The following is an 18,635-nucleotide window of genomic DNA, read 5'->3' as shown; positions in this document are numbered from 1 at the left end:
ACGAACCTAGGGGCCCGCGGCACCGGGTTCGATGGACGGAACACGGCGGTCGTGGTCTTTTCGGAAGCGCCCGGGGCTGCGGCCGACCTCCCTGCGGAAGAAGCGGCAGAAGTAGGCGGCGTCCTCGAACCCGACCCGCGCGGCGACCTGCCGCACGGGCAGCGCGGTGGCGACGAGCAGCCGCTGCGCCTCCCGCACCCGCTCCTGGCGGAGCAGTGCGGCGGGGGTGCGGCCGGTGGCCGCCCGCACCACCTCGGTGAGGTGCCCGGGCGTCACCCCGATCCGCTCGGCGCACTCCCGTACGGAGAGCCCGGCGGTCCCGGCGGTACGGGCGAGGCGCAGGAACTCCCCGGCCAGGCCCGACGACGGCTCCCCTCCCCCGCCCCCGCCCCCGCCGGGCAGCCGGACGGTCCGCACGAGGAGCACGTGCAGCAGGGACCGCAGCACCCCGGCGAACCCGTCGGCCCCGTGCCGGTACTCCTCCGCCAGGTCGCCCATCAGGCGGGCCGTGCGCTCGTGGGTGGCGGCGTCGAGGTCCACCCAGGGCCGCTCTCCGAGCCGCCGCAGCAGCTCCTCGTCGTCGGGTCCGCCGACCAGGAACTCGGGCGTGAAGAGGGCGAGCGACCCTTCGAGCCCGCGCACGCCCTCCCAGTGGTGCACCTGTCCGGGCAGGATCACCCCGAGCTGCGGCGGCCGCACCTCGTACCGCTCCAGGTCGAGCACGTGGACCCCGGACCCCTCGACGACGTGCACGATCTCGTAGAAGGTGTGCCGGTGCGGGTACGCGGCCCGCGACATCGGCCCCATCGCGTCGAACCCCCCGGCGGCGAAGGGCACCTGGTCGGGCAGCCGCAGTTCGAGCCGGTGCACGGGCGGGTCGCCGTTCCTCGGGGCGGCGCAGGGCGCTCCGGGTAAGACCGTGGTGCCGCGCATGGAACCATCCCTCCACGACTGGTACAGACCATTCGGTGCGGCTCCCACGATGGCACGGCGTCCGGCGGCGGTGAAGTACGCCGAAGGGCCCGGCTCCTGGGGAGCCGGGCCCTTCGTGCGCGTCCGTCCGGGGTTACCGCACGAACACGCTCGCCTGGCTCGCCAGGTCCAGGAAGTACTGCGGGGCGAGGCCGAGGGCCAGGGTGACGGCCACGCCCGCCGTGATGGTGATCGTGGTCAGGGCCGAGGGGACGGCGACCGTGGGGCCGTCGGCCTTGGGCTCGCTGAAGAACATGAGCACGATGACCCGGACGTAGAAGAAGGCAGCGATCGCCGAGGAGATCACGCCGACCACCACGAGGACGCCCGCGCCGCCCTCCGCCGCCGCCTTGAAGACCGCGAACTTGCCGGAGAAGCCGGAGGTCAGCGGGATGCCGGCGAAGGCGAGCAGGAAGACCGCGAAGACCGCCGCGACGAGCGGCGAACGGCGTCCCAGACCGGCCCACTTGGAGAGGTGGGTGGCCTCGCCGCCCGCGTCCCTGACCAGGGTGACGACGGCGAAGGCGCCGATCGTCACGAAGGAGTACGCCCCCAGGTAGAAGAGGACGGACGAGATGCCGCTCGGGGTGGCGGCGATGACGCCCGCGAGCAGGAACCCGGCGTGCGCGATGGACGAGTACGCCAGGAGCCGCTTGATGTCGGTCTGGGTGATCGCGATGATCGCGCCGCCCAGCATCGTCACGATGGCGACGCCCCACATGACCGGCCGCCAGTCCCAGGTGAGGCCCGGGAGCACCACGTAGAGCAGGCGGAGCAGCGCGCCGAAGGCGGCGACCTTGGTCGCGGCGGCCATGAAGCCGGTGACCGGGGTCGGGGCGCCCTGGTAGACGTCCGGGGTCCACATGTGGAACGGCACGGCGCCGACCTTGAAGAGGAGCCCCATGAGGACCATGGCGAAGCCGATGAGGAGCAGCGCGTCGTTCCCCATGGTGTCGGCGAGCGCCGGGTTCACCGAGGTGACCGTCCCGTCGACGACGTCGGCGATCGTGGCGTACGAGACGGAGCCCGCGTAGCCGTAGAGCAGGGCGATCCCGAAGAGCAGGAAGGCCGAGGAGAAGGCGCCGAGCAGGAAGTACTTGACGGCCGCCTCCTGCGACATCAGCCGCTTGCGGCGGGCGACGGCGCACAGCAGGTACAGCGGGAGGGAGAAGACCTCCAGGGCGACGAAGAGCGTCAGGAGGTCGTTGGCCGCCGGGAAGACCAGCATGCCGGCGACGGCGAAGAGGGCGAGCGGGAACACCTCGGTGGTGGTGAACCCGGCCTTGACCGCCGCCTTCTCCTGGTCGCTGCCGGGCACGGCGGCGGCCTCGGCGGCGAAGGAGTCGACCCGGTGGCCGTGGTCGGCCGGGTCGAGCCGGCGCTCGGCGAAGGTGAAGACCGCCACGATCGAGGCCAGGAGGATGGTGCCCTGGAGGAACAGGGCGGGTCCGTCGACCGCGACGGCACCCATGGCCGCGATGTGGGCCTTGGTGGAGCCGTATCCGCCGGCGGCCAGGCCGACGACGGCGGCGAAGGAGGCGGCGAGCGCGAGGACGCTCAGGAAGACCTGGGCGACGTAGCGGCCCCGACGGGGCACGAACGCCTCGACGAGGACGCTGACGATCGCGGCGCCGACCACGATGAGCACGGGCGCGAGCTGCGTGTACTCGATGTGGGGTGCCGGGATCTTCTCCAGCGGCTCGGCTGCGGCCGTCCACAGGGTGTGGACGGAGGATGCGACGGCGGGAGTGCTCACTTGGCCGCCTCCACTTCGGGCTGGGGGTCCTTCTGCTGGACGTCGGACATGGTGTGCCGCACCGCCGGGTTCACGACGTCCGTCAGCGGCTTCGGGAAGACCCCGAGGAAGATCAGGAGGGCGATCAGCGGGACGACCACGGCCAGCTCGCGCGGCCGCAGGTCGGGCAGTCGGCGCACCTCCTCCTTCACCGGCCCGGTCATCGTCCGCTGGTACAGGACGAGGGTGTAGAGCGCGGCGAGGACGATGCCGGTGGTGGCGATGACGCCGGCCACCGGGTAGCGGGCGAAGGTGCCGACCAGGACCAGGAACTCGCTGACGAACGGGGCGAGTCCGGGCAGCGACAGGGTCGCGAGGCCGCCGATCAGGAAGGTGCCGGCGAGCACCGGGGCGACCTTCTGCACGCCGCCGTAGTCGGCGATGAGCCGCGAGCCGCGCCGGGAGATCAGGAACCCGGCGACCAGCATCAGGGCGGCGGTCGAGATGCCGTGGTTGACCATGTAGAGCGTGGCGCCCGACTGGCCCTGGCTGGTCATCGCGAAGATGCCCAGGATGATGAAGCCGAAGTGCGAGATGGACGCGTAGGCGACCAGGCGCTTGATGTCCCGCTGCCCGACGGCGACCAGGGCCCCGTAGACGATGCTGATCAGGGCGAGGACGACGATCGCGGGCGTGGCCCACTTCGAGGCCTCGGGGAAGAGCCCGAGGCAGAAGCGGAGCATCGCGAAGGTGCCGACCTTGTCGACCACGGCGGTGATGAGGACGGCGACCGGGGCGGTCGCCTCCCCCATCGCGTTCGGCAGCCAGGTGTGCAGCGGCCACAGCGGCGCCTTCACCGCGAAGGCGAAGAAGAAGCCGAGGAACAGCCAGCGCTCGGTGCTGGTCGCGATCTCCAGGGAGCCGTTGGCGCGGGCCCCGGCGATCTCGGTGAGCGAGAAGTTCCCCGCGACCACGTAGAGCCCGATGACGGCGGCCAGCATGATCAGGCCGCCGACCAGGTTGTAGAGGAGGAACTTGACGGCCGCGTAGGAGCGCTGGGCCGCCGCGTTCTCGTCGGAGCCCGCGTGGGCGCGGTCGCCGAAGCCGCCGATGAGGAAGTACATCGGGATGAGCATGGCTTCGAAGAGGATGTAGAAGAGGAAGACGTCGGTGGCCTCGAAGGAGAGGATCACCATCGCCTCGACCATGAGGATCAGGGCGAAGAAGCCCTGGGTGGGCCGCCAGCGCTTCGAGGACGTCTCCAGGGGGTCGGCGTCGTGCCAGCCCGCCAGGATCACGAACGGGATCAGCAGCGCGGTGAGCGCGATCAGCGCCACCCCGATGCCGTCCACGCCCAGCTCGTAGCGGACGCCGAAGTCCTTGATCCAGGCGTACGACTCGGTGAGCTGGTACCGCTCGCCGCCCGGCTCGAACCGGGCGAAGACGAGTCCGGCGAGGACGAGCGTGGCGAGCGAGACGAGCAGCGCCAGCCACTTGGCGGCGGTGCGGCGGGCGGCGGGCACGGCGGCGGTCAGGACCGCACCGACCGCCGGCACCGCTGCCGTCACCGTAAGGAGCGGGAAGGACATAAGGGTTACACCGCCCTCATCAGCAGGGTCGCGGCGATCAGCACCGCCGTACCTCCGAACATGGAGACCGCGTACGAGCGGGCGTAGCCGTTCTGGAGCTTGCGCAGCCGGCCGGAGAGGCCGCCGACGCCCGCCGCCGTGCCGTTGACCACGCCGTCCACCAGGGAGTGGTCGACGTAGACGAGCGAGCGGGTGAGGTGCGTGCCGCCCGTGACGAAGACGGCGTGGTTGAAGTCGTCCTGGAGCAGGTCGCGGCGGGCCGCCCGGGTGAGCAGCGAACCGCGCGGGGCGACCACCGGGACCGGCCGGCGCCCGTACTGGAGGTAGGCCAGGCCGACGCCGATCACCATGACGGCGACGGTGGCGGCGGTGACGGCCGCGGCGCCGATCGGCGGGTGCCCGTGCTCGTAGCCGGTGACCGGCTCCAGCCACTCGACGAACCCGGCGAACTCGAAGACCGCGCCCCCGGCGACCGATCCGACGGCGAGCAGCACCATCGGGATCAGCATGGACTTCGGCGACTCGTGCGGGTGCGGCATGGCTCCCGCGGCGTGCTCGGCGGCCGGTTCGGCGTCGGGCGTCCGGTCCGGGTCGGGCGCCGGCTGCCAGCGCTTCTCGCCGAAGAAGGTCATCAGCATCACGCGGGTCATGTAGTACGCGGTGATGGCCGCGCCGAGCAGGGTGACCGCGCCGAGGATCCAGCCCTCGGTGCCGCCCTTCGCGAAGGCCGCCTCGATGATCTTGTCCTTGGAGAAGAAGCCGGACAGGCCGGGGAAGCCGATGATCGCGAGGTAGCCGAGGCCGAAGGTCACGAAGGTGACCGGCATGTACTTCCGCAGGCCGCCGTACTTCCGCATGTCGACCTCGTCGTTCATGCCGTGCATGACCGAACCGGCGCCGAGGAAGAGCCCGGCCTTGAAGAAGCCGTGCGTCACCAGGTGCATGATCGCGAAGACGTAGCCGATGGGGCCGAGGCCGGCCGCCAGGATCATGTAGCCGATCTGCGACATCGTCGAACCGGCGAGCGCCTTCTTGATGTCGTCCTTGGCGCAACCGACGATCGCACCGAAGAGGAGCGTGACGGCTCCGACGATGGTGACGACGAGCTGCGCGTCCGGGGCTGCGTTGAAGATGTCGGCGGAGCGGACGATCAGATAGACACCGGCGGTCACCATCGTGGCCGCGTGGATGAGGGCCGAGACCGGGGTCGGGCCCTCCATCGCGTCCCCGAGCCAGGACTGGAGCGGCACCTGGGCCGACTTGCCGCAGGCCGCGAGGAGCAGCATCAGGCCGATCGCGGTCAGCGTCCCCTGGGAGGCCTGGCCGCTCGCCTCCAGGACCGGCCCGAAGGCGAAGGTCCCGAAGGTGGTGAACATCAGCATGATGGCGATCGAGAGGCCGATGTCGCCGACCCGGTTGACCAGGAACGCCTTCTTGGCGGCGGTGGCCGCGCTGGGCTTGTGCTGCCAGAACCCGATCAGGAGGTACGAGGCGAGGCCGACGCCCTCCCAGCCGAAGTACAGGAGCAGGTAGTTGTCGGCGAGGACGAGCAGGAGCATCGCCGCGACGAACAGGTTCAGGTAGCCGAAGAACCGGCGGCGGCGTTCGTCGTGCTCCATGTAGCCGATGGAGTACACGTGGATGAGGGTGCCGACCCCGCTGATCAGCAGGACGAACGTCATGGAGAGCTGGTCGAGCTGGAAGGCCATGTCCGCCTGGAAGCCCTCGACGGGGATCCAGGTGAAGAGCCGCTGGTGCAGGGCCCTCTCCTCGGCGCCCTTGCCGAGCATGTCGGCGAAGAGCGCCAGGCCGATCGCGAAGGAGACGGCCGCGAGGAGCGTGCCGATCCAGTGGCCGGCCCTGTCGAGGCGCCGGCCGCCGCAGAGCAGGACGGCGGCGCCCAGCAGGGGCGCGCCGACGAGCAGAGCGATGAGATTTTCCACGGTCAGCCCCTCACAGCTTCATCAGGCTTGCGTCGTCGACCGAGGCCGAGTGGCGGGCACGGAAGACGGACACGATGATCGCGAGCCCGACGACGACCTCCGCGGCGGCGACGACCATCGTGAAGAAGGCGATGACCTGGCCGTCGAGGTTGCCGTGCATGCGGGAGAAGGTGACGAACGCGAGGTTGCAGGCGTTGAGCATCAGCTCCACGCACATGAAGACCACGATCGCGTTGCGCCGGATCAGGACCCCGGCCGCGCCGATGGTGAACAGCAGGGCCGAGAGGTACAGGTAGTTGACGGGATTCACCGGGTGGCCTCCTCTTCGTCCCGGTCCCGGCCGAGCGCGTCCCGGTCCCGGCCGAGCCGCTCCTCGGAGCGCTGCTCCAGGGCCTTCAGGTCGGCCATGGCCTCGGTGGACACGTCCCGGATCTGGCCCCGCTTGCGCAGGGTGCCCATGACGGTGAGCTCCGCCGGGGTGCCGTCGGGCAGCAGGCCCGCGACGTCCACGGCGTTGTGCCGGGCGTAGACGCCGGGCGCGGGCAGCGGCGGCACGTGCTTCCCCTCCCGCACGCGCTGCTCGGCGAGCTCGCGCTGGGTGCGGGCGCGTTCGGTGCGCTCGCGGTGGGTGAGGACCATCGCGCCGACGGCGGCGGTGATGAGGAGCGCGCCGGTGATCTCGAAGGCGAAGACGTACTTGGTGAAGATGAGGGCGGCGAGGCCCTCGACGTTTCCGCCGCGCGCGCCGTTGGCGGCGCCGAGTCCGGCGAACTCGGTGATCGAGGCGTTCCCGATGCCGGCGGCGAGCAGGATCCCGAAGCCGAGGCCGCAGGCGGCGGCCCACCAGCGCTGGCCCTTGAGGGTCTCCTTCAGGGAGTCCGCGGCCGTGACGCCGACCAGCATGACGACGAAGAGGAAGAGCATCATGATCGCGCCGGTGTAGACGACGATCTGGACGACGCCGAGGAAGTACGCGCCGTTGGCCAGGTAGAAGACCGCCAGGATGATCATGGTCCCGGCGAGGCAGAGCGCGGAGTGGACGGCCCTGCGCATCAGGATCGTGCACAGCGCGCCGATCACGGCGACGGTGCCGAGGACCCAGAACTGGACGGCCTCGCCGGTGGAGGTCGCGTAGGCCGCGAGGGTCTCGGTGGCGAAGGGGGCGACGGGGGCGAGGGGGGCGCTCACGCGTCCACCTCCTCGTCGGCGTCGTCCTTCTCCCTCTTGGAGGCGGCGGCCTGCCGGACGGTGCCGGGGGCGGCCCCGGTGACCAGGCCCCGGTAGTAGTCCTGCTCGTCCATGCCCGGGAAGATGGCGTGCGGGGTGTCGACCATCTCCTCCTCCAGGCCGGCGAGGAGCTGCTCCTTGGTGTAGATCAGGTTCGCCCGGGAGGAGTCGGCCAGTTCGAACTCGTTGGTCATCGTCAGCGCGCGCGTGGGGCAGGCCTCGATGCACAGGCCGCACAGGATGCAGCGGGCGTAGTTGATCTGGTAGACGCGGCCGTAGCGCTCGCCGGGCGAGTAGCGCTCCTCGTCCGTGTTGTCCGCGCCCTCCACGTAGATGGCGTCGGCGGGACAGGCCCAGGCGCACAGCTCGCAGCCGACGCACTTCTCCAGGCCGTCGGGGTGACGGTTGAGCTGGTGCCGGCCGTGGAAGCGGGGCGCCGTCGTCTTCTGCTGCTCCGGGTACTGCTCGGTCAGCCGCTTCTTGAACATGGCCTTGAAGGTCACGCCGAAGCCGGCCACCGGATTCTGGAAGTCAGACACCGTCCGTCTCCTTTCCATCACTCGCAGTAGCAGTATCGGGGGCGCCACTGACAACGAGGTCCCGGTCGTGCCGCGACCTGCGCCGGGGCACGGGCGGCAGGGACTGTCCGGGCTTGGGCGGTACGGGGAAGCCGCCGGCCATCGGGTCGAAGGTCCGGTCCTCCTCGGGGGCGGGCGCCGCCGCCTTCGCCTTCCGGTCGCGGAAGAGGTCGACCACGAAGGAGAGGAGGAGCAGGGCGAGCACGGCCCCGGCCACGTACAGGACGATGTTGGTGAACGCGATGTTCTCGTTGCGCAGCGCCCGGACGGTGGCGACCAGCATCAGCCAGACCACGGAGACCGGGATGAGGACCTTCCAGCCGAGCTTCATCAACTGGTCGTAGCGGACGCGGGGCAGGGTGCCGCGCAGCCAGATGAAGAAGAACAGCAGCAACTGCACCTTGATCACGAACCAGAGCATCGGCCACCAGCCGTGGTTCGCGCCCTCCCAGAAGGTGGAGACCGGGTACGGGGCCCGCCAGCCGCCCAGGAAGAGGGTCACCGTCACGGCCGAGACCGTCACCATGTTCACGTACTCGGCGAGCATGAACATCGCGAACTTGATCGACGAGTACTCGGTGTTGAAGCCGCCGACGAGGTCGCCCTCGGACTCCGGCATGTCGAAGGGGGCGCGGTTGGTCTCGCCGACCATCGTGACGACGTAGATGATGAACGAGACCGGCAGCAGGATCACGAACCAGCGGTCCGCCTGCGCCTCGACGATCGCCGAGGTCGACATCGACCCGGAGTAGAGGAAGACGGAGGCGAAGGCCGCGCCCATGGCGATCTCGTAGGAGATCATCTGCGCGCAGGAGCGCAGGCCGCCCAGGAGCGGGTACGTGGAGCCGGAGGACCAGCCCGCGAGGACGATGCCGTAGATGCCGACGGAGGCGACCGCGAGGACGTACAGCATCGCGATCGGCAGGTCGGTGAGCTGCATCGAGGTGCGGTGGCCGAAGACCGAGACCTCGTTGCCCGCCGGGCCGAAGGGGATCACGGCGATCGCCATGAAGGCGGGGATCGCGGCGACGACCGGGGCGAGGACGTAGACGACCTTGTCGGCCTTCTTGACGATCACGTCCTCCTTGAGCATCAGCTTGATGCCGTCCGCGAGGGACTGGAGGAGGCCCCAGGGGCCGTGCCGGTTGGGGCCGACGCGCAACTGCATCCAGGCGACGACCTTGCGCTCCCACACGATGGAGAAGAGCACGGTGACCATCAGGAAGGCGAAGCAGAAGACGGCCTTGACCGCGACGAGCCACCAGGGGTCCGTGCCGAACATGGACAGGTCTTCAGCGGCGAGCGGCACGCTCATGCCTGCACCTCCGTGACGTCGGCGGGGCGCGGGGCCGCCGGGCCGATGCGGACCAGGTCGCCCGGGCGGGCGCCGGTGTCGGAGAGGACGCCGTGTCCGGTCGAGTTCAGCGGGAGCCAGACGACGCGGTCGGGCATCTCGGTGACCAGGAGCGGGAGGGCGGTGGACCCGGCCGGGCCGGTGACCTCCAGGAGGTCGCCGTCCTTGACGCCGGTGTCGGCGGCGGTGGCGGCGGAGAGGCGGGCGACCGCCGCGTGCCGGGTGCCGGCGAGGGCGGTGTCCCCCTCCTGGAGGCGGCCGAGGTCGAGCAGCATCCGGTGTCCGGCGAGGACGGCCTCGCCGTCGCCGGTGCGGGGCGCGGGCCGGCCGGGCTCCGTGGGCTCGGTGGCCCGCCCGTGGGCCCAGCCGCCGAGCCGGTCCAGCTCGCGCCGTACGGCCCTGAGGTCGGGCAGGCCCAGGTGGGCGTCGAGGGCGTCGGCCAGCATGTGCAGGGCGCGGGTGTCGGTCGGGGGGAGCGGCCGGGTCATCTGCTCCGGCTTGAGCGCGGCCTCGAACATCCGCGCCCTGCCCTCCCAGTTGAGGAAGGTGCCGGGCTTCTCGGCGACGGCGGCGACCGGCAGGACGACGTCGGCGCGGTCGGTGACCTCGCCGGGCCGCAGTTCCAGGGAGACCACGAAGGCCGCGTCGAGCGCCTCGCGCGCGCGTGCCGGGTCCGGCAGGTCGGCGACCTCGACGCCGGCGACGAGCAGGGCGGCGAGTTCGCCGGTGGCGGCGGCCTCCAGGATCTGGCCGGTGTCGCGGCCGTAGCGGGCGGGGAGTTCGCGCAGGCCCCAGGCGGCGGCGACCTCCTCACGCGCGCGGGGGTGGGTCGCGGGCCGGCCGCCGGGGAGCAGCGAGGGCAGCGCGCCCGCCTCGACGGCGCCGCGTTCGCCGGAGCGGCGCGGGATCCACACGAGCCGGGCGCCGGTGGCGGCGGCGGTGCGCAGGGCGGCGGTGAGCGCGCCGGGCACGCCCGCGAGGCGCTCGCCGACGGCGAGGACGGCGCCCTCCCGGCGGAGGTCCTCGGCGGCGGCGAGCCCGTCGCCGGTGAGGCCGACCCGGGAGGTGAGGGCGTCGAGCCACTCGGTCTCGGTGCCGGGGGCGGCCGGCAGCAGGGTGCCGCCGGTCTTCTCCAGGCCCCGGGTGGCGAAGGCGGCGACGGCGTAGGTCTTCTGGCCGCGCTTGCGCCAGGCCTTGCGGAGCCTCAGGAAGACGCCGGGGGCCTCCTCCTCGGACTCCAGGCCGACGAGGAGCACGGCCGGGGCGGCCTCCAGGGAGGTGTACGTGACGCCCTTGCCGTCCAGGTCGCGGCCGCGTCCGGCGACGGCGGAGGCCAGGAAGTCGGCCTCCTCGCCGGAGTGGACCCGGGCCCGGAAGTCGACGTCGTTGGTGTCGAGGGCGACCCGGGCGAACTTGGCGTACGCGTAGGAGTCCTCGACGGTCAGCCGGCCGCCGGCCAGGACGCCGGTGCGGCCGCGGACGAGGCCGCGGGCGGCGGCCTCCAGGGCCTCGGGCCAGGAGGCCGGCTCCAGCTCACCGGTCGCGGCGTTCCGCACGAGCGGGCCGGTGAGCCGGTCGCGCTGTTGTGCGTACCGGAAGCCGAAGCGGCCCTTGTCGCAGATCCACTCCTCGTTGACCTCCGGGTCCTCGGCGGCGAGCCGCCGCATGACCTTGCCGCGCCGGTGATCGGTGCGGGTGGCGCAGCCGCCCGCGCACTGCTCGCACACGGACGGCGAGGAGACCAGGTCGAAGGGGCGGGAGCGGAAGCGGTAGGCGGCCGAGGTGAGGGCGCCGACCGGGCAGATCTGGATGGTGTTGCCGGAGAAGTACGACTCGAAGGGGTCGCCCTCGCCGGTGCCGACCTGCTGGAGCGCGCCGCGCTCGATCAGCTCGATCATCGGGTCGCCCGCGACCTGGTTGGAGAAGCGGGTGCAGCGGGCGCAGAGCACGCAGCGCTCGCGGTCGAGGAGGACCTGGGTGGAGATCGGGACCGGCTTCTCGTAGGTGCGCTTGACGCCCTCGAAGCGGGACTCGGCCTGTCCGTGGGACATGGCCTGGTTCTGCAGGGGGCACTCGCCGCCCTTGTCGCAGACGGGGCAGTCGAGCGGGTGGTTGACGAGCAGCAGCTCCATCACGCCGTGCTGGGCCTTCTCGGCGACGGGGCTGGTGAGCTGCGACTTCACCACCATGCCGTCGGTGCACGTGATGGTGCAGGAGGCCATGGGCTTGCGCTGGCCCTCGACCTCGACGATGCACTGGCGGCAGGCGCCGGCGGGGTCGAGGAGCGGGTGGTCGCAGAAGCGCGGGATCTCGATGCCGAGCTGTTCGGCGGCGCGGATGACCAGGGTCCCCTTGGGGACGGAGACCTCGATGCCGTCGATGGTCAGCGTGACGAGGTCCTCCGGCGGCACGGCCGGGCTGCCGCCTCCCGCCGGTCCGGACTCGGTGACGGTCATGCGGTCACCTCCTTGTGGTTGTCCGCCCAGGCGGTCGACTTGGCCGGGTCGAAGGGGCAGCCCTTGCCCGTGATGTGCTGCTCGTACTCCTCGCGGAAGTACTTCAGGGAGGAGAAGATCGGCGAGGCGGCGCCGTCGCCGAGGGCGCAGAACGACTTGCCGTTGATGTTGTCGGCGATGTCGTTGAGCTTGTCGAGGTCGGACATCTCGCCCTTGCCGTCCTCGATGTCGCGCAGGAGCTGGACGAGCCAGTACGTGCCCTCGCGGCAGGGGGTGCACTTGCCGCAGGACTCGTGGGCGTAGAACTCGGTCCAGCGGGTGACGGCCCGGACCACGCAGGTGGTCTCGTCGAAGCACTGGAGCGCCTTGGTGCCGAGCATGGATCCGGCGGCGCCGACGCCCTCGTAGTCGAGGGGCACGTCGAGGTGCTCGTCGGTGAACATCGGGGTGGAGGAGCCGCCGGGGGTCCAGAACTTGAGGCGGTGGCCGGGGCGCATCCCGCCGCTCATGTCGAGGAGCTGGCGCAGGGTGATGCCGAGCGGGGCCTCGTACTGGCCGGGCGAGGCGACGTGCCCGGAGAGCGAGTACAGCGTGAAGCCCGGGGACTTCTCGCTGCCCATGGAGGTGAACCAGTCCTTGCCCTTGTTCAGGATCGCGGGAACGGACGCGATGGACTCGACGTTGTTCACCACGGTGGGGCAGGCGTAGAGGCCGGCGACCGCGGGGAAGGGGGGCCGCAGCCGGGGCTGGCCGCGGCGTCCTTCGAGCGAGTCGAGGAGCGCGGTCTCCTCGCCGCAGATGTACGCGCCGGCGCCGGCGTGCACGGTGAGTTCGAGGTCGAGCCCGCTGCCCAGGACGTTCTGCCCGAGGTATCCGGCGGCGTGGGCCTCGCGGACGGCCTCGTGGAGGCGGCGCAGGACGGGGACGACCTCGCCGCGCAGGTAGATGAAGGCGTGGCTGGAGCGGATCGCGTAACAGGCGATCACGATGCCCTCGATGAGGGAGTGCGGGTTGGCGAAGAGGAGCGGGATGTCCTTGCAGGTGCCGGGCTCGGACTCGTCGGCGTTGACGACGAGGTAGTGCGGCTTGCCGTCGCCCTGCGGGATGAACTGCCACTTCATGCCGGTGGGGAAGCCGGCGCCGCCGCGGCCGCGGAGCCCGGACTCCTTGACGTACGCGATGAGGTCGTCGGGGCTCATCGCGAGGGCCTTCCGGAGGCCCTGGTAGCCCTCGTGGCGCTCGTAGGTCTCCAGGGTCCAGGAGTCGGGCTGGTCCCAGAAGGCCGAGAGGACGGGGGCGAGGAGCTTCTCGGGGCTGCTGTTGTCGATCTCGGCTGCCAAGGTCATCACTTCCCCTCCTGACCGGAGGCCTCACCGCGCGGGTGGACGATTCGGTGGTGCGGCTGCTCGCCCTTGGCCAGTCGGAGGCCGACGAGGGAGGCGGGGCCCGCGCCGCCGGTGGCCTCGACGGCGCCGGGGCGCTCGTCGGGGAAGCCGGCGAGGATGCGGGCGGTCTCCTTGAAGGTGCAGAGCGGGGCGCCGCGGGTGGGCTCGACGGTCCGGCCGGCCCGCAGGTCGTCCACCATCTTCTTGGCGGACTCGGGGGTCTGGTTGTCGAAGAACTCCCAGTTGACCATCACGACGGGCGCGAAGTCGCAGGCCGCGTTGCACTCGATGTGCTCGAGGGTGACCTTGCCGTCCTCGGTGGTCTCGTTGTTGCCGACGCCGAGGTGTTCCTTGAGCTCGTCGAAGATGGCGTCGCCGCCCATGACCGCGCAGAGGGTGTTGGTGCAGACGCCGACCTGGTAGTCGCCGGAGGGCTTGCGCCGGTACATGGTGTAGAAGGTGGCGACGGCGGTGACCTCGGCGGTGGTGAGGCCGAGGACGTCGGCGCAGAACGCCATGCCGGTGCGGGTGACGTGGCCCTCCTCGGACTGCACGAGGTGCAGCATCGGCAGGAGCGCGGAGCGGGAGTCGGGGTAGCGGGCGACGATGGCCCGCGCGTCCTCCTCCAGGCGGGCGCGGACGTCCGCCGGGTAGCCGGGGGCGGGGAGCTGGGGCATGCCCAGGCTGATCTGCTCGGTCATCGGTCGACGCCTCCCATCACGGGGTCGATGGAGGCGACGGCGACGATGACGTCGGCGACCTGGCCGCCCTCGCACATCGCCGCCATGGCCTGGAGGTTGGTGAAGGACGGGTCGCGGAAGTGGACCCGGTAGGGGCGGGTGCCGCCGTCGGAGACGACGTGCGCGCCGAGCTCGCCCTTGGGGGACTCGACGGCCGCGTAGGCCTGGCCGGGCGGGACCCGGAAGCCCTCGGTGACCAGCTTGAAGTGGTGGATCAGGGCCTCCATGGAGGTGCCCATGATCTTCTTGATGTGGTCGAGGGAGTTGCCGAGGCCGTCGGTGCCGAGCGCGAGCTGGGCGGGCCAGGCGATCTTCTTGTCGCCGACCATGACCGGACCGGGCTCCAGGCGGTCGAGGCACTGCTCGACGATCCGCAAGGACTGGCGCATCTCCTCCAGGCGGATCAGGAAGCGCCCGTAGGAGTCGCAGGTGTCGGCGGTGGGGACCTCGAAGTCGTAGTCCTCGTAGCCGCAGTACGGGTCGGTCTTGCGCAGGTCGTGCGGGAGGCCCGCGGAGCGCAGGATCGGTCCGGTGGCGCCGAGCGCCATGCAGCCGGTGAGGTCGAGGTGGCCGACGTCCTGCATGCGGGCCTTGAAGATGGGGTTGCCGGTGGCGAGCTTGTCGTACTCCGGCAGGTTCTTCTTCATGGTCCTCACGAACTCGCGCACGGCGTCGACGGCGCCGGGCGGGAGGTCCTGGGCGAGGCCGCCGGGGCGGATGTACGCGTGGTTCATGCGCAGGCCGGTGATCAGCTCGTACAGGTCCAGGATCATCTCGCGGTCCCGGAAGCCGTAGATCATGATCGTGGTGGCGCCGAGCTCCATGCCGCCGGTGGCAATGCAGACCAGGTGCGAGGAGAGCCGGTTGAGCTCCATGAGCAGGACGCGGATCACGCTGGCGCGGTCCGGGATCTGGTCGGTGATCCCGAGGAGCTTCTCCACGCCGAGGCAGTACGCCGTCTCGTTGTAGAACGAGGTGAGGTAGTCCATGCGCGTGACGAAGGTGGTGCCCTGCGTCCAGGTCCGGTACTCGAGGTTCTTCTCGATGCCGGTGTGGAGGTAGCCGATGCCGCAGCGGGCCTCGGTGACGGTCTCGCCGTCGATCTCCAGGATGAGGCGGAGCACTCCGTGGGTGGACGGGTGCTGGGGCCCCATGTTGACGACGATCCGCTCGTCGTCGGCCTGGGCGGCGGACCGGGCGACCTCGTCCCAGTCGCCGCCGGTCACCGTGTAGACGGCGCCTTCGGTGGTCTCGCGGGGAGACGCGTGGGGAGTGGTCACGAGTACGACCTCCGCTGGTCCGGAGCCGGGATCTGGGCGCCCTTGTACTCGACGGCGATGCCGCCGAGGGGGTAGTCCTTGCGCTGCGGGTGGCCCTGCCAGTCGTCCGGCATCATGATCCGGGTGAGGGCGGGGTGGCCGTCGAAGACGATCCCGAAGAAGTCGTACGTCTCGCGCTCGTGCCAGTCGTTCGTCGGGTAGACGGCGACGAGGGACGGGATCCTCGGGTCGGTGTCCGGGGCCGAGACCTCCAGGCGGATCATCCGGCCGTGGGTGAGCGAGCGCAGGTGGTAGACGGCGTGCAGCTCGCGGCCCTTGTCGTGCGGGTAGTGGACGCCGGAGACGCCGGTGCAGAGCTCGAAGCGGAGCGCCGGGTCGTCGCGCAGGGTGCGGGCCGTGCGGACCAGGTGCTCGCGCTCGACGTGGAAGGTGAGCTCGCCGCGGTCGACGACCGTCTTCTCGATCGCGTTCTCCGGGAGGAGCCCCTGCTCCTCCAGGGCGCCCTCCAGCTCGTCGGCGACCTCGTCGAACCACCCGCCGTAGGGGCGGGCGGCCGGACCGGGGAGCCGGACCGAGCGGACGAGGCCGCCGTAGCCGGAGGTGTCGGCGCCGCTCTGGGCGCCGAACATGCCGCGCTGGACGCGGACCTCCTCGCCGTGGTCCCCGCGCTGGCCCGGCAGGTTCTGCGCGCTGAGGTCCTTCTCTGGGTTGGGTGTCTCGTCGCTCACCGGAGCAGACCCTTCAATTCGATGGTCGGCAGTGCCTTGAGCGCCGCCTCCTCCGCCTCGCGCGCCGCCTCCTCGGCGTTCACGCCGAGCTTGGAGGCCTGGATCTTCTGGTGGAGCTTGAGGATCGCGTCGATCAGCATCTCGGGGCGCGGCGGGCAGCCGGGCAGGTAGATGTCGACCGGCACGATGTGGTCGACGCCCTGGACGATCGCGTAGTTGTTGAACATGCCGCCCGAGGAGGCGCAGACGCCCATGGAGATCACCCACTTGGGGTTGGGCATCTGGTCGTAGACCTGTCGCAGGACGGGCGCCATCTTCTGGCTGACGCGGCCGGCGACGATCATCAGGTCGGCCTGGCGCGGCGAGCCGCGGAAGACCTCCATGCCGAAGCGGGCCAGGTCGTACCGGCCGGCTCCGGTGGTCATCATCTCGATGGCGCAGCAGGCGAGGCCGAAGGTCGCGGGGAAGACGGACGCCTTGCGCACCCAGCCCGCGGCCTGTTCGACCGTCGTCAGCAGAAAGCCGCTCGGGAGTTTCTCTTCGAGTCCCATAGGTGCCCCTCAGCCCCTCAGTCCCATTCCAGGCCGCCGCGCCGCCACACGTAGGCGTAGGCGACGAAGACGGTGAGCACGAAGAGCAACATCTCCACGAGCCCGAAAAGCCCCAGGGCGTCGAAGGTGACGGCCCAGGGGTAGAGGAAGACGATCTCGATGTCGAAGACGATGAAGAGCATCGCCGTCAGGTAGTACTTGATCGGGAAGCGGCCGCCTCCGGCGGGCGTGGGGGTGGGCTCGATGCCGCACTCATACGCTTCCAGTTTCGCCCTGTTGTACCGCTTTGGCCCGATGAGCGTGGCCATGACCACGGAGAAGATCGCAAACCCCGCACCCAGGGCACCGAGCACGAGGACGGGCGCGTACGCATTCACGCTCCTCGCTCCTTCCAGTCGTCCTTGACCGTTGGACCGCACCGCCGTGCCGTGAAAGATCGCCCCCATGTGAGGCAGTTCACAAGCCCGGCTGCCCCGCATCTTATGCCTGCCTCTCTGTGATCTGCGACACGGGGTGCAGCACGTAGTTTGTGATCTCCACCACCTGACGAAGGATCATGAAGTCGGATGAGCGGTGATCTTGTCGCGCGAAGCGCCCAGGTGATCACCAGATGTGACATCCGTACCGGAAATCGCTGCTCGGAGGGGGTGTCGCACTATCAAGTGTTGGCGCCTACATGCAAATTGGCAGTGGACGCGAACGGGTGGTAAAGGCCCCGCCGTTCGCCCGGTCGGGGGGTCGCGCGTACCGAGGTGGACACGTGCGCGTTTTCACGAGCCCCCCTGTGATCTGCATCACGGGCGGGAAGTCCGAAAAGAAGGGGGCTTGGCCAAGGGTGTCAAGGAGTGGTAAGCGTCGGACAATTCGGGCGTTTCAATGAAAACCCATGATCACGGCTCGGATGACCCATGCCCGATTTGCCCGTTACGGCGTCAATAAGGGCGCCACAGAAGCGGATTCACAGGTTCCGAACGTAACTGTGGCGCAACCCACGTTTCTTGAAGGGAACCGTCAAGCCCTGATAGCGGTTGTTCCCATGTCCCACACCGCTCACATACCCAGCCACCGGAAGCCCCGCCGCAGCGCCTCGAAGCTCGCGCTCCGGGCCGGAGTCGCCGGTGGCGTCCTCGGCACCATCGCGGTGGCCGGTGCTGCCGGGCCGGCGAATGCCGAGCCGGTGACCGAGACCATCGAAATGCCCACCCTGGGCTCCCTCGACGTCGGCACCAACCTCGCGAGCGCGGTCGCCGCCTCCGCCGAGGCGTCCCAGCAGGAGGCCCTGGACCAGAGCCTCCAGAGCCTGGAGCAGGCGGCCCTCAAGAAGGCCGCCCAGGACGCCAAGAAGGCGAAGGCCGAGGCGGACCGCAAGGCCGAGGCCGAGCGCGCCGAGAAGGCCCGCCTCAAGGCGGAGAAGGAGCGCCAGGAGGCCGCGGAGGCCGCCGCGCGCGCCTCCCGCAGCGAGGAGCGCACCCGGCTCTCCACCGCCTCCTCCACGGACTCCTCGGGCTCCTCCGGCTCCTCGGACGACGGCGGCTCGTCGTCCTCCGACGGCGGCTCCAGCGCCTCGGACAGCGGCAGCCGCACCCAGGCCCCCTCGGGCTCCGCCGCCTCGATCGTGGACTTCGCCCGCGCCCAGGTCGGCGACTCCTACGTCACCGGCGGCACCGGCCCCAACTCGTGGGACTGCTCCGGCCTCGTCCAGGCCGCCTACCGCGCGGCCGGCATCGACCTGCCCCGCATCTCGTACCAGCAGTCGAGCATGGGCAGCTCCGTCTCCCTGGACGACCTCCAGCCGGGCGACATCCTGTACTGGGGCAGCCGCAGCGGCTCGTACCACGTCGCCGTCTACGTCGGCGGCGGCAACTACGTCGGCGCGCAGAACTCCTCCACCGGCGTCGTCGAGCGCTCCCTGGACTGGGACCCGCCGTCGGGCGCCGTGCGCATCCTCTGAGCGTTCCCACTCGGGCGCTCACGCGGAAGGGCCGTGGCGCCCCCCGGGGGGGGCCCGGCCCGCCGGCCCGTGCGGGGGCCCCGCGACCCCGGCGGGCACCGCCCCCGCGGGCGGGCGCGCCGGGGGGCGGCCCCCCCCCCCCCCGG

Annotated in this window: 16 protein-coding genes; 1 reads left to right on the top strand and 15 read right to left on the bottom strand. The window is 70.9% G+C overall.

Annotated elements, in window-relative coordinates:
* Positions 1–6: 6 nt before the first annotated feature.
* The 15 genes from ACFYNX_RS16000 to ACFYNX_RS15930 all read right to left on the bottom strand — a co-directional run bounded on the left by ACFYNX_RS16000 (position 7) and on the right by ACFYNX_RS15930 (position 16,915).
* Positions 7–933 (bottom strand): AraC family transcriptional regulator, encoded by a 927-nt coding sequence (locus ACFYNX_RS16000; RefSeq protein ID WP_365543141.1) that lies wholly within the window; start codon positions 931–933, stop codon positions 7–9.
* Between the two features lie 133 nt (positions 934–1,066).
* A complete protein-coding gene (gene nuoN / locus ACFYNX_RS15995) occupies positions 1,067–2,728 on the bottom strand; it encodes an NADH-quinone oxidoreductase subunit NuoN (protein WP_365543138.1) in 1,662 nt (553 codons plus the stop codon).
* Positions 2,725–4,296, bottom strand: coding sequence for an NADH-quinone oxidoreductase subunit M (locus tag ACFYNX_RS15990; RefSeq protein ID WP_388661961.1), 1,572 nt, complete (start codon positions 4,294–4,296; stop codon positions 2,725–2,727). The genes nuoN and ACFYNX_RS15990 overlap by 4 nt, the downstream gene beginning before the upstream one ends.
* 5 nt (positions 4,297–4,301) lie before the next feature.
* A complete protein-coding gene (nuoL, locus tag ACFYNX_RS15985) occupies positions 4,302–6,239 on the bottom strand; it encodes an NADH-quinone oxidoreductase subunit L (RefSeq protein ID WP_388661959.1) in 1,938 nt (645 codons plus the stop codon).
* A gap of 10 nt (positions 6,240–6,249) precedes the next feature.
* The gene (gene nuoK, locus ACFYNX_RS15980) at positions 6,250–6,549 is read right to left on the bottom strand and encodes an NADH-quinone oxidoreductase subunit NuoK (protein WP_365543129.1); all 300 of its coding nucleotides are present in this window, start codon (positions 6,547–6,549) and stop codon (positions 6,250–6,252) included.
* Positions 6,546–7,427, bottom strand: coding sequence for an NADH-quinone oxidoreductase subunit J (locus ACFYNX_RS15975; RefSeq protein ID WP_388661956.1), 882 nt, complete (start codon positions 7,425–7,427; stop codon positions 6,546–6,548). Before ACFYNX_RS15975 ends, nuoK begins: the two co-directional genes overlap by 4 nt.
* On the bottom strand, positions 7,424–8,023 hold the full coding sequence (gene nuoI / locus ACFYNX_RS15970; RefSeq protein ID WP_388661954.1) for an NADH-quinone oxidoreductase subunit NuoI: 600 nt from the start codon (positions 8,021–8,023) through the stop codon (positions 7,424–7,426). The genes ACFYNX_RS15975 and nuoI overlap by 4 nt, the downstream gene beginning before the upstream one ends.
* Positions 7,998–9,359: an NADH-quinone oxidoreductase subunit NuoH gene (nuoH, locus tag ACFYNX_RS15965; RefSeq protein ID WP_388661952.1), complete on the bottom strand. Its 1,362-nt coding sequence runs from the start codon at positions 9,357–9,359 to the stop codon at positions 7,998–8,000. The genes nuoI and nuoH overlap by 26 nt, the downstream gene beginning before the upstream one ends.
* Entirely contained in the window at positions 9,356–11,854 is a 2,499-nt protein-coding gene (locus tag ACFYNX_RS15960) for an NADH-quinone oxidoreductase subunit G (RefSeq protein WP_388661950.1), read from the bottom strand. Before ACFYNX_RS15960 ends, nuoH begins: the two co-directional genes overlap by 4 nt.
* A complete protein-coding gene (nuoF, locus tag ACFYNX_RS15955) occupies positions 11,851–13,203 on the bottom strand; it encodes an NADH-quinone oxidoreductase subunit NuoF (protein ID WP_365543118.1) in 1,353 nt (450 codons plus the stop codon). Before nuoF ends, ACFYNX_RS15960 begins: the two co-directional genes overlap by 4 nt.
* Positions 13,200–13,940: an NADH-quinone oxidoreductase subunit NuoE gene (gene nuoE, locus ACFYNX_RS15950; RefSeq protein ID WP_365543115.1), complete on the bottom strand. Its 741-nt coding sequence runs from the start codon at positions 13,938–13,940 to the stop codon at positions 13,200–13,202. Before nuoE ends, nuoF begins: the two co-directional genes overlap by 4 nt.
* Entirely contained in the window at positions 13,937–15,259 is a 1,323-nt protein-coding gene (locus ACFYNX_RS15945) for an NADH-quinone oxidoreductase subunit D (protein WP_388661948.1), read from the bottom strand. The genes nuoE and ACFYNX_RS15945 overlap by 4 nt, the downstream gene beginning before the upstream one ends.
* Positions 15,256–15,987, bottom strand: coding sequence for an NADH-quinone oxidoreductase subunit C (locus ACFYNX_RS15940; RefSeq protein ID WP_125658824.1), 732 nt, complete (start codon positions 15,985–15,987; stop codon positions 15,256–15,258). Before ACFYNX_RS15940 ends, ACFYNX_RS15945 begins: the two co-directional genes overlap by 4 nt.
* Positions 15,984–16,538: an NADH-quinone oxidoreductase subunit B family protein gene (locus ACFYNX_RS15935; protein WP_365543107.1), complete on the bottom strand. Its 555-nt coding sequence runs from the start codon at positions 16,536–16,538 to the stop codon at positions 15,984–15,986. The genes ACFYNX_RS15940 and ACFYNX_RS15935 overlap by 4 nt, the downstream gene beginning before the upstream one ends.
* A 17-nt stretch (positions 16,539–16,555) precedes the next feature.
* Positions 16,556–16,915 (bottom strand): NADH-quinone oxidoreductase subunit A, encoded by a 360-nt coding sequence (locus ACFYNX_RS15930; RefSeq protein WP_019888619.1) that lies wholly within the window; start codon positions 16,913–16,915, stop codon positions 16,556–16,558.
* A gap of 659 nt (positions 16,916–17,574) precedes the next feature.
* Here ACFYNX_RS15930 and ACFYNX_RS15925 point away from each other — a divergent pair.
* Positions 17,575–18,489, top strand: a complete 915-nt coding sequence (locus ACFYNX_RS15925) for a C40 family peptidase (protein WP_365543104.1) — start codon at positions 17,575–17,577, stop codon at positions 18,487–18,489.
* Positions 18,490–18,635: the final 146 nt, after the last annotated feature.

The sequence above is a fragment of the Streptomyces sp. NPDC007872 genome, from assembly GCF_042868165.1.
In the GTDB taxonomy this organism is placed as follows: Bacteria; Actinomycetota; Actinomycetes; order Streptomycetales; family Streptomycetaceae; genus Streptomyces.
Note: the sequence above shows the minus strand (reverse complement) of the source record. Positions and strands in the feature narration are given on the sequence as shown.

What these genes read in the sequence shown, in the direction of transcription:
- ACFYNX_RS16000 (WP_365543141.1), bottom strand. Translation starts at nt 933, where the DNA reads ATGCGCGGCACCACGGTCTTACCCGGAGCGCCCTGCGCCGCCCCGAGG.
- ACFYNX_RS15990 (WP_388661961.1), bottom strand. Translation starts at nt 4,296, where the DNA reads ATGTCCTTCCCGCTCCTTACGGTGACGGCAGCGGTGCCGGCGGTCGGT.
- nuoI (WP_388661954.1), bottom strand. Translation starts at nt 8,023, where the DNA reads ATGGAAAGGAGACGGACGGTGTCTGACTTCCAGAATCCGGTGGCCGGC.
- nuoH (WP_388661952.1), bottom strand. Translation starts at nt 9,359, where the DNA reads ATGAGCGTGCCGCTCGCCGCTGAAGACCTGTCCATGTTCGGCACGGAC.
- ACFYNX_RS15960 (WP_388661950.1), bottom strand. Translation starts at nt 11,854, where the DNA reads ATGACCGTCACCGAGTCCGGACCGGCGGGAGGCGGCAGCCCGGCCGTG.
- nuoE (WP_365543115.1), bottom strand. Translation starts at nt 13,940, where the DNA reads ATGACCGAGCAGATCAGCCTGGGCATGCCCCAGCTCCCCGCCCCCGGC.
- ACFYNX_RS15935 (WP_365543107.1), bottom strand. Translation starts at nt 16,538, where the DNA reads ATGGGACTCGAAGAGAAACTCCCGAGCGGCTTTCTGCTGACGACGGTC.
- ACFYNX_RS15925 (WP_365543104.1), top strand. Translation starts at nt 17,575, where the DNA reads ATGTCCCACACCGCTCACATACCCAGCCACCGGAAGCCCCGCCGCAGC.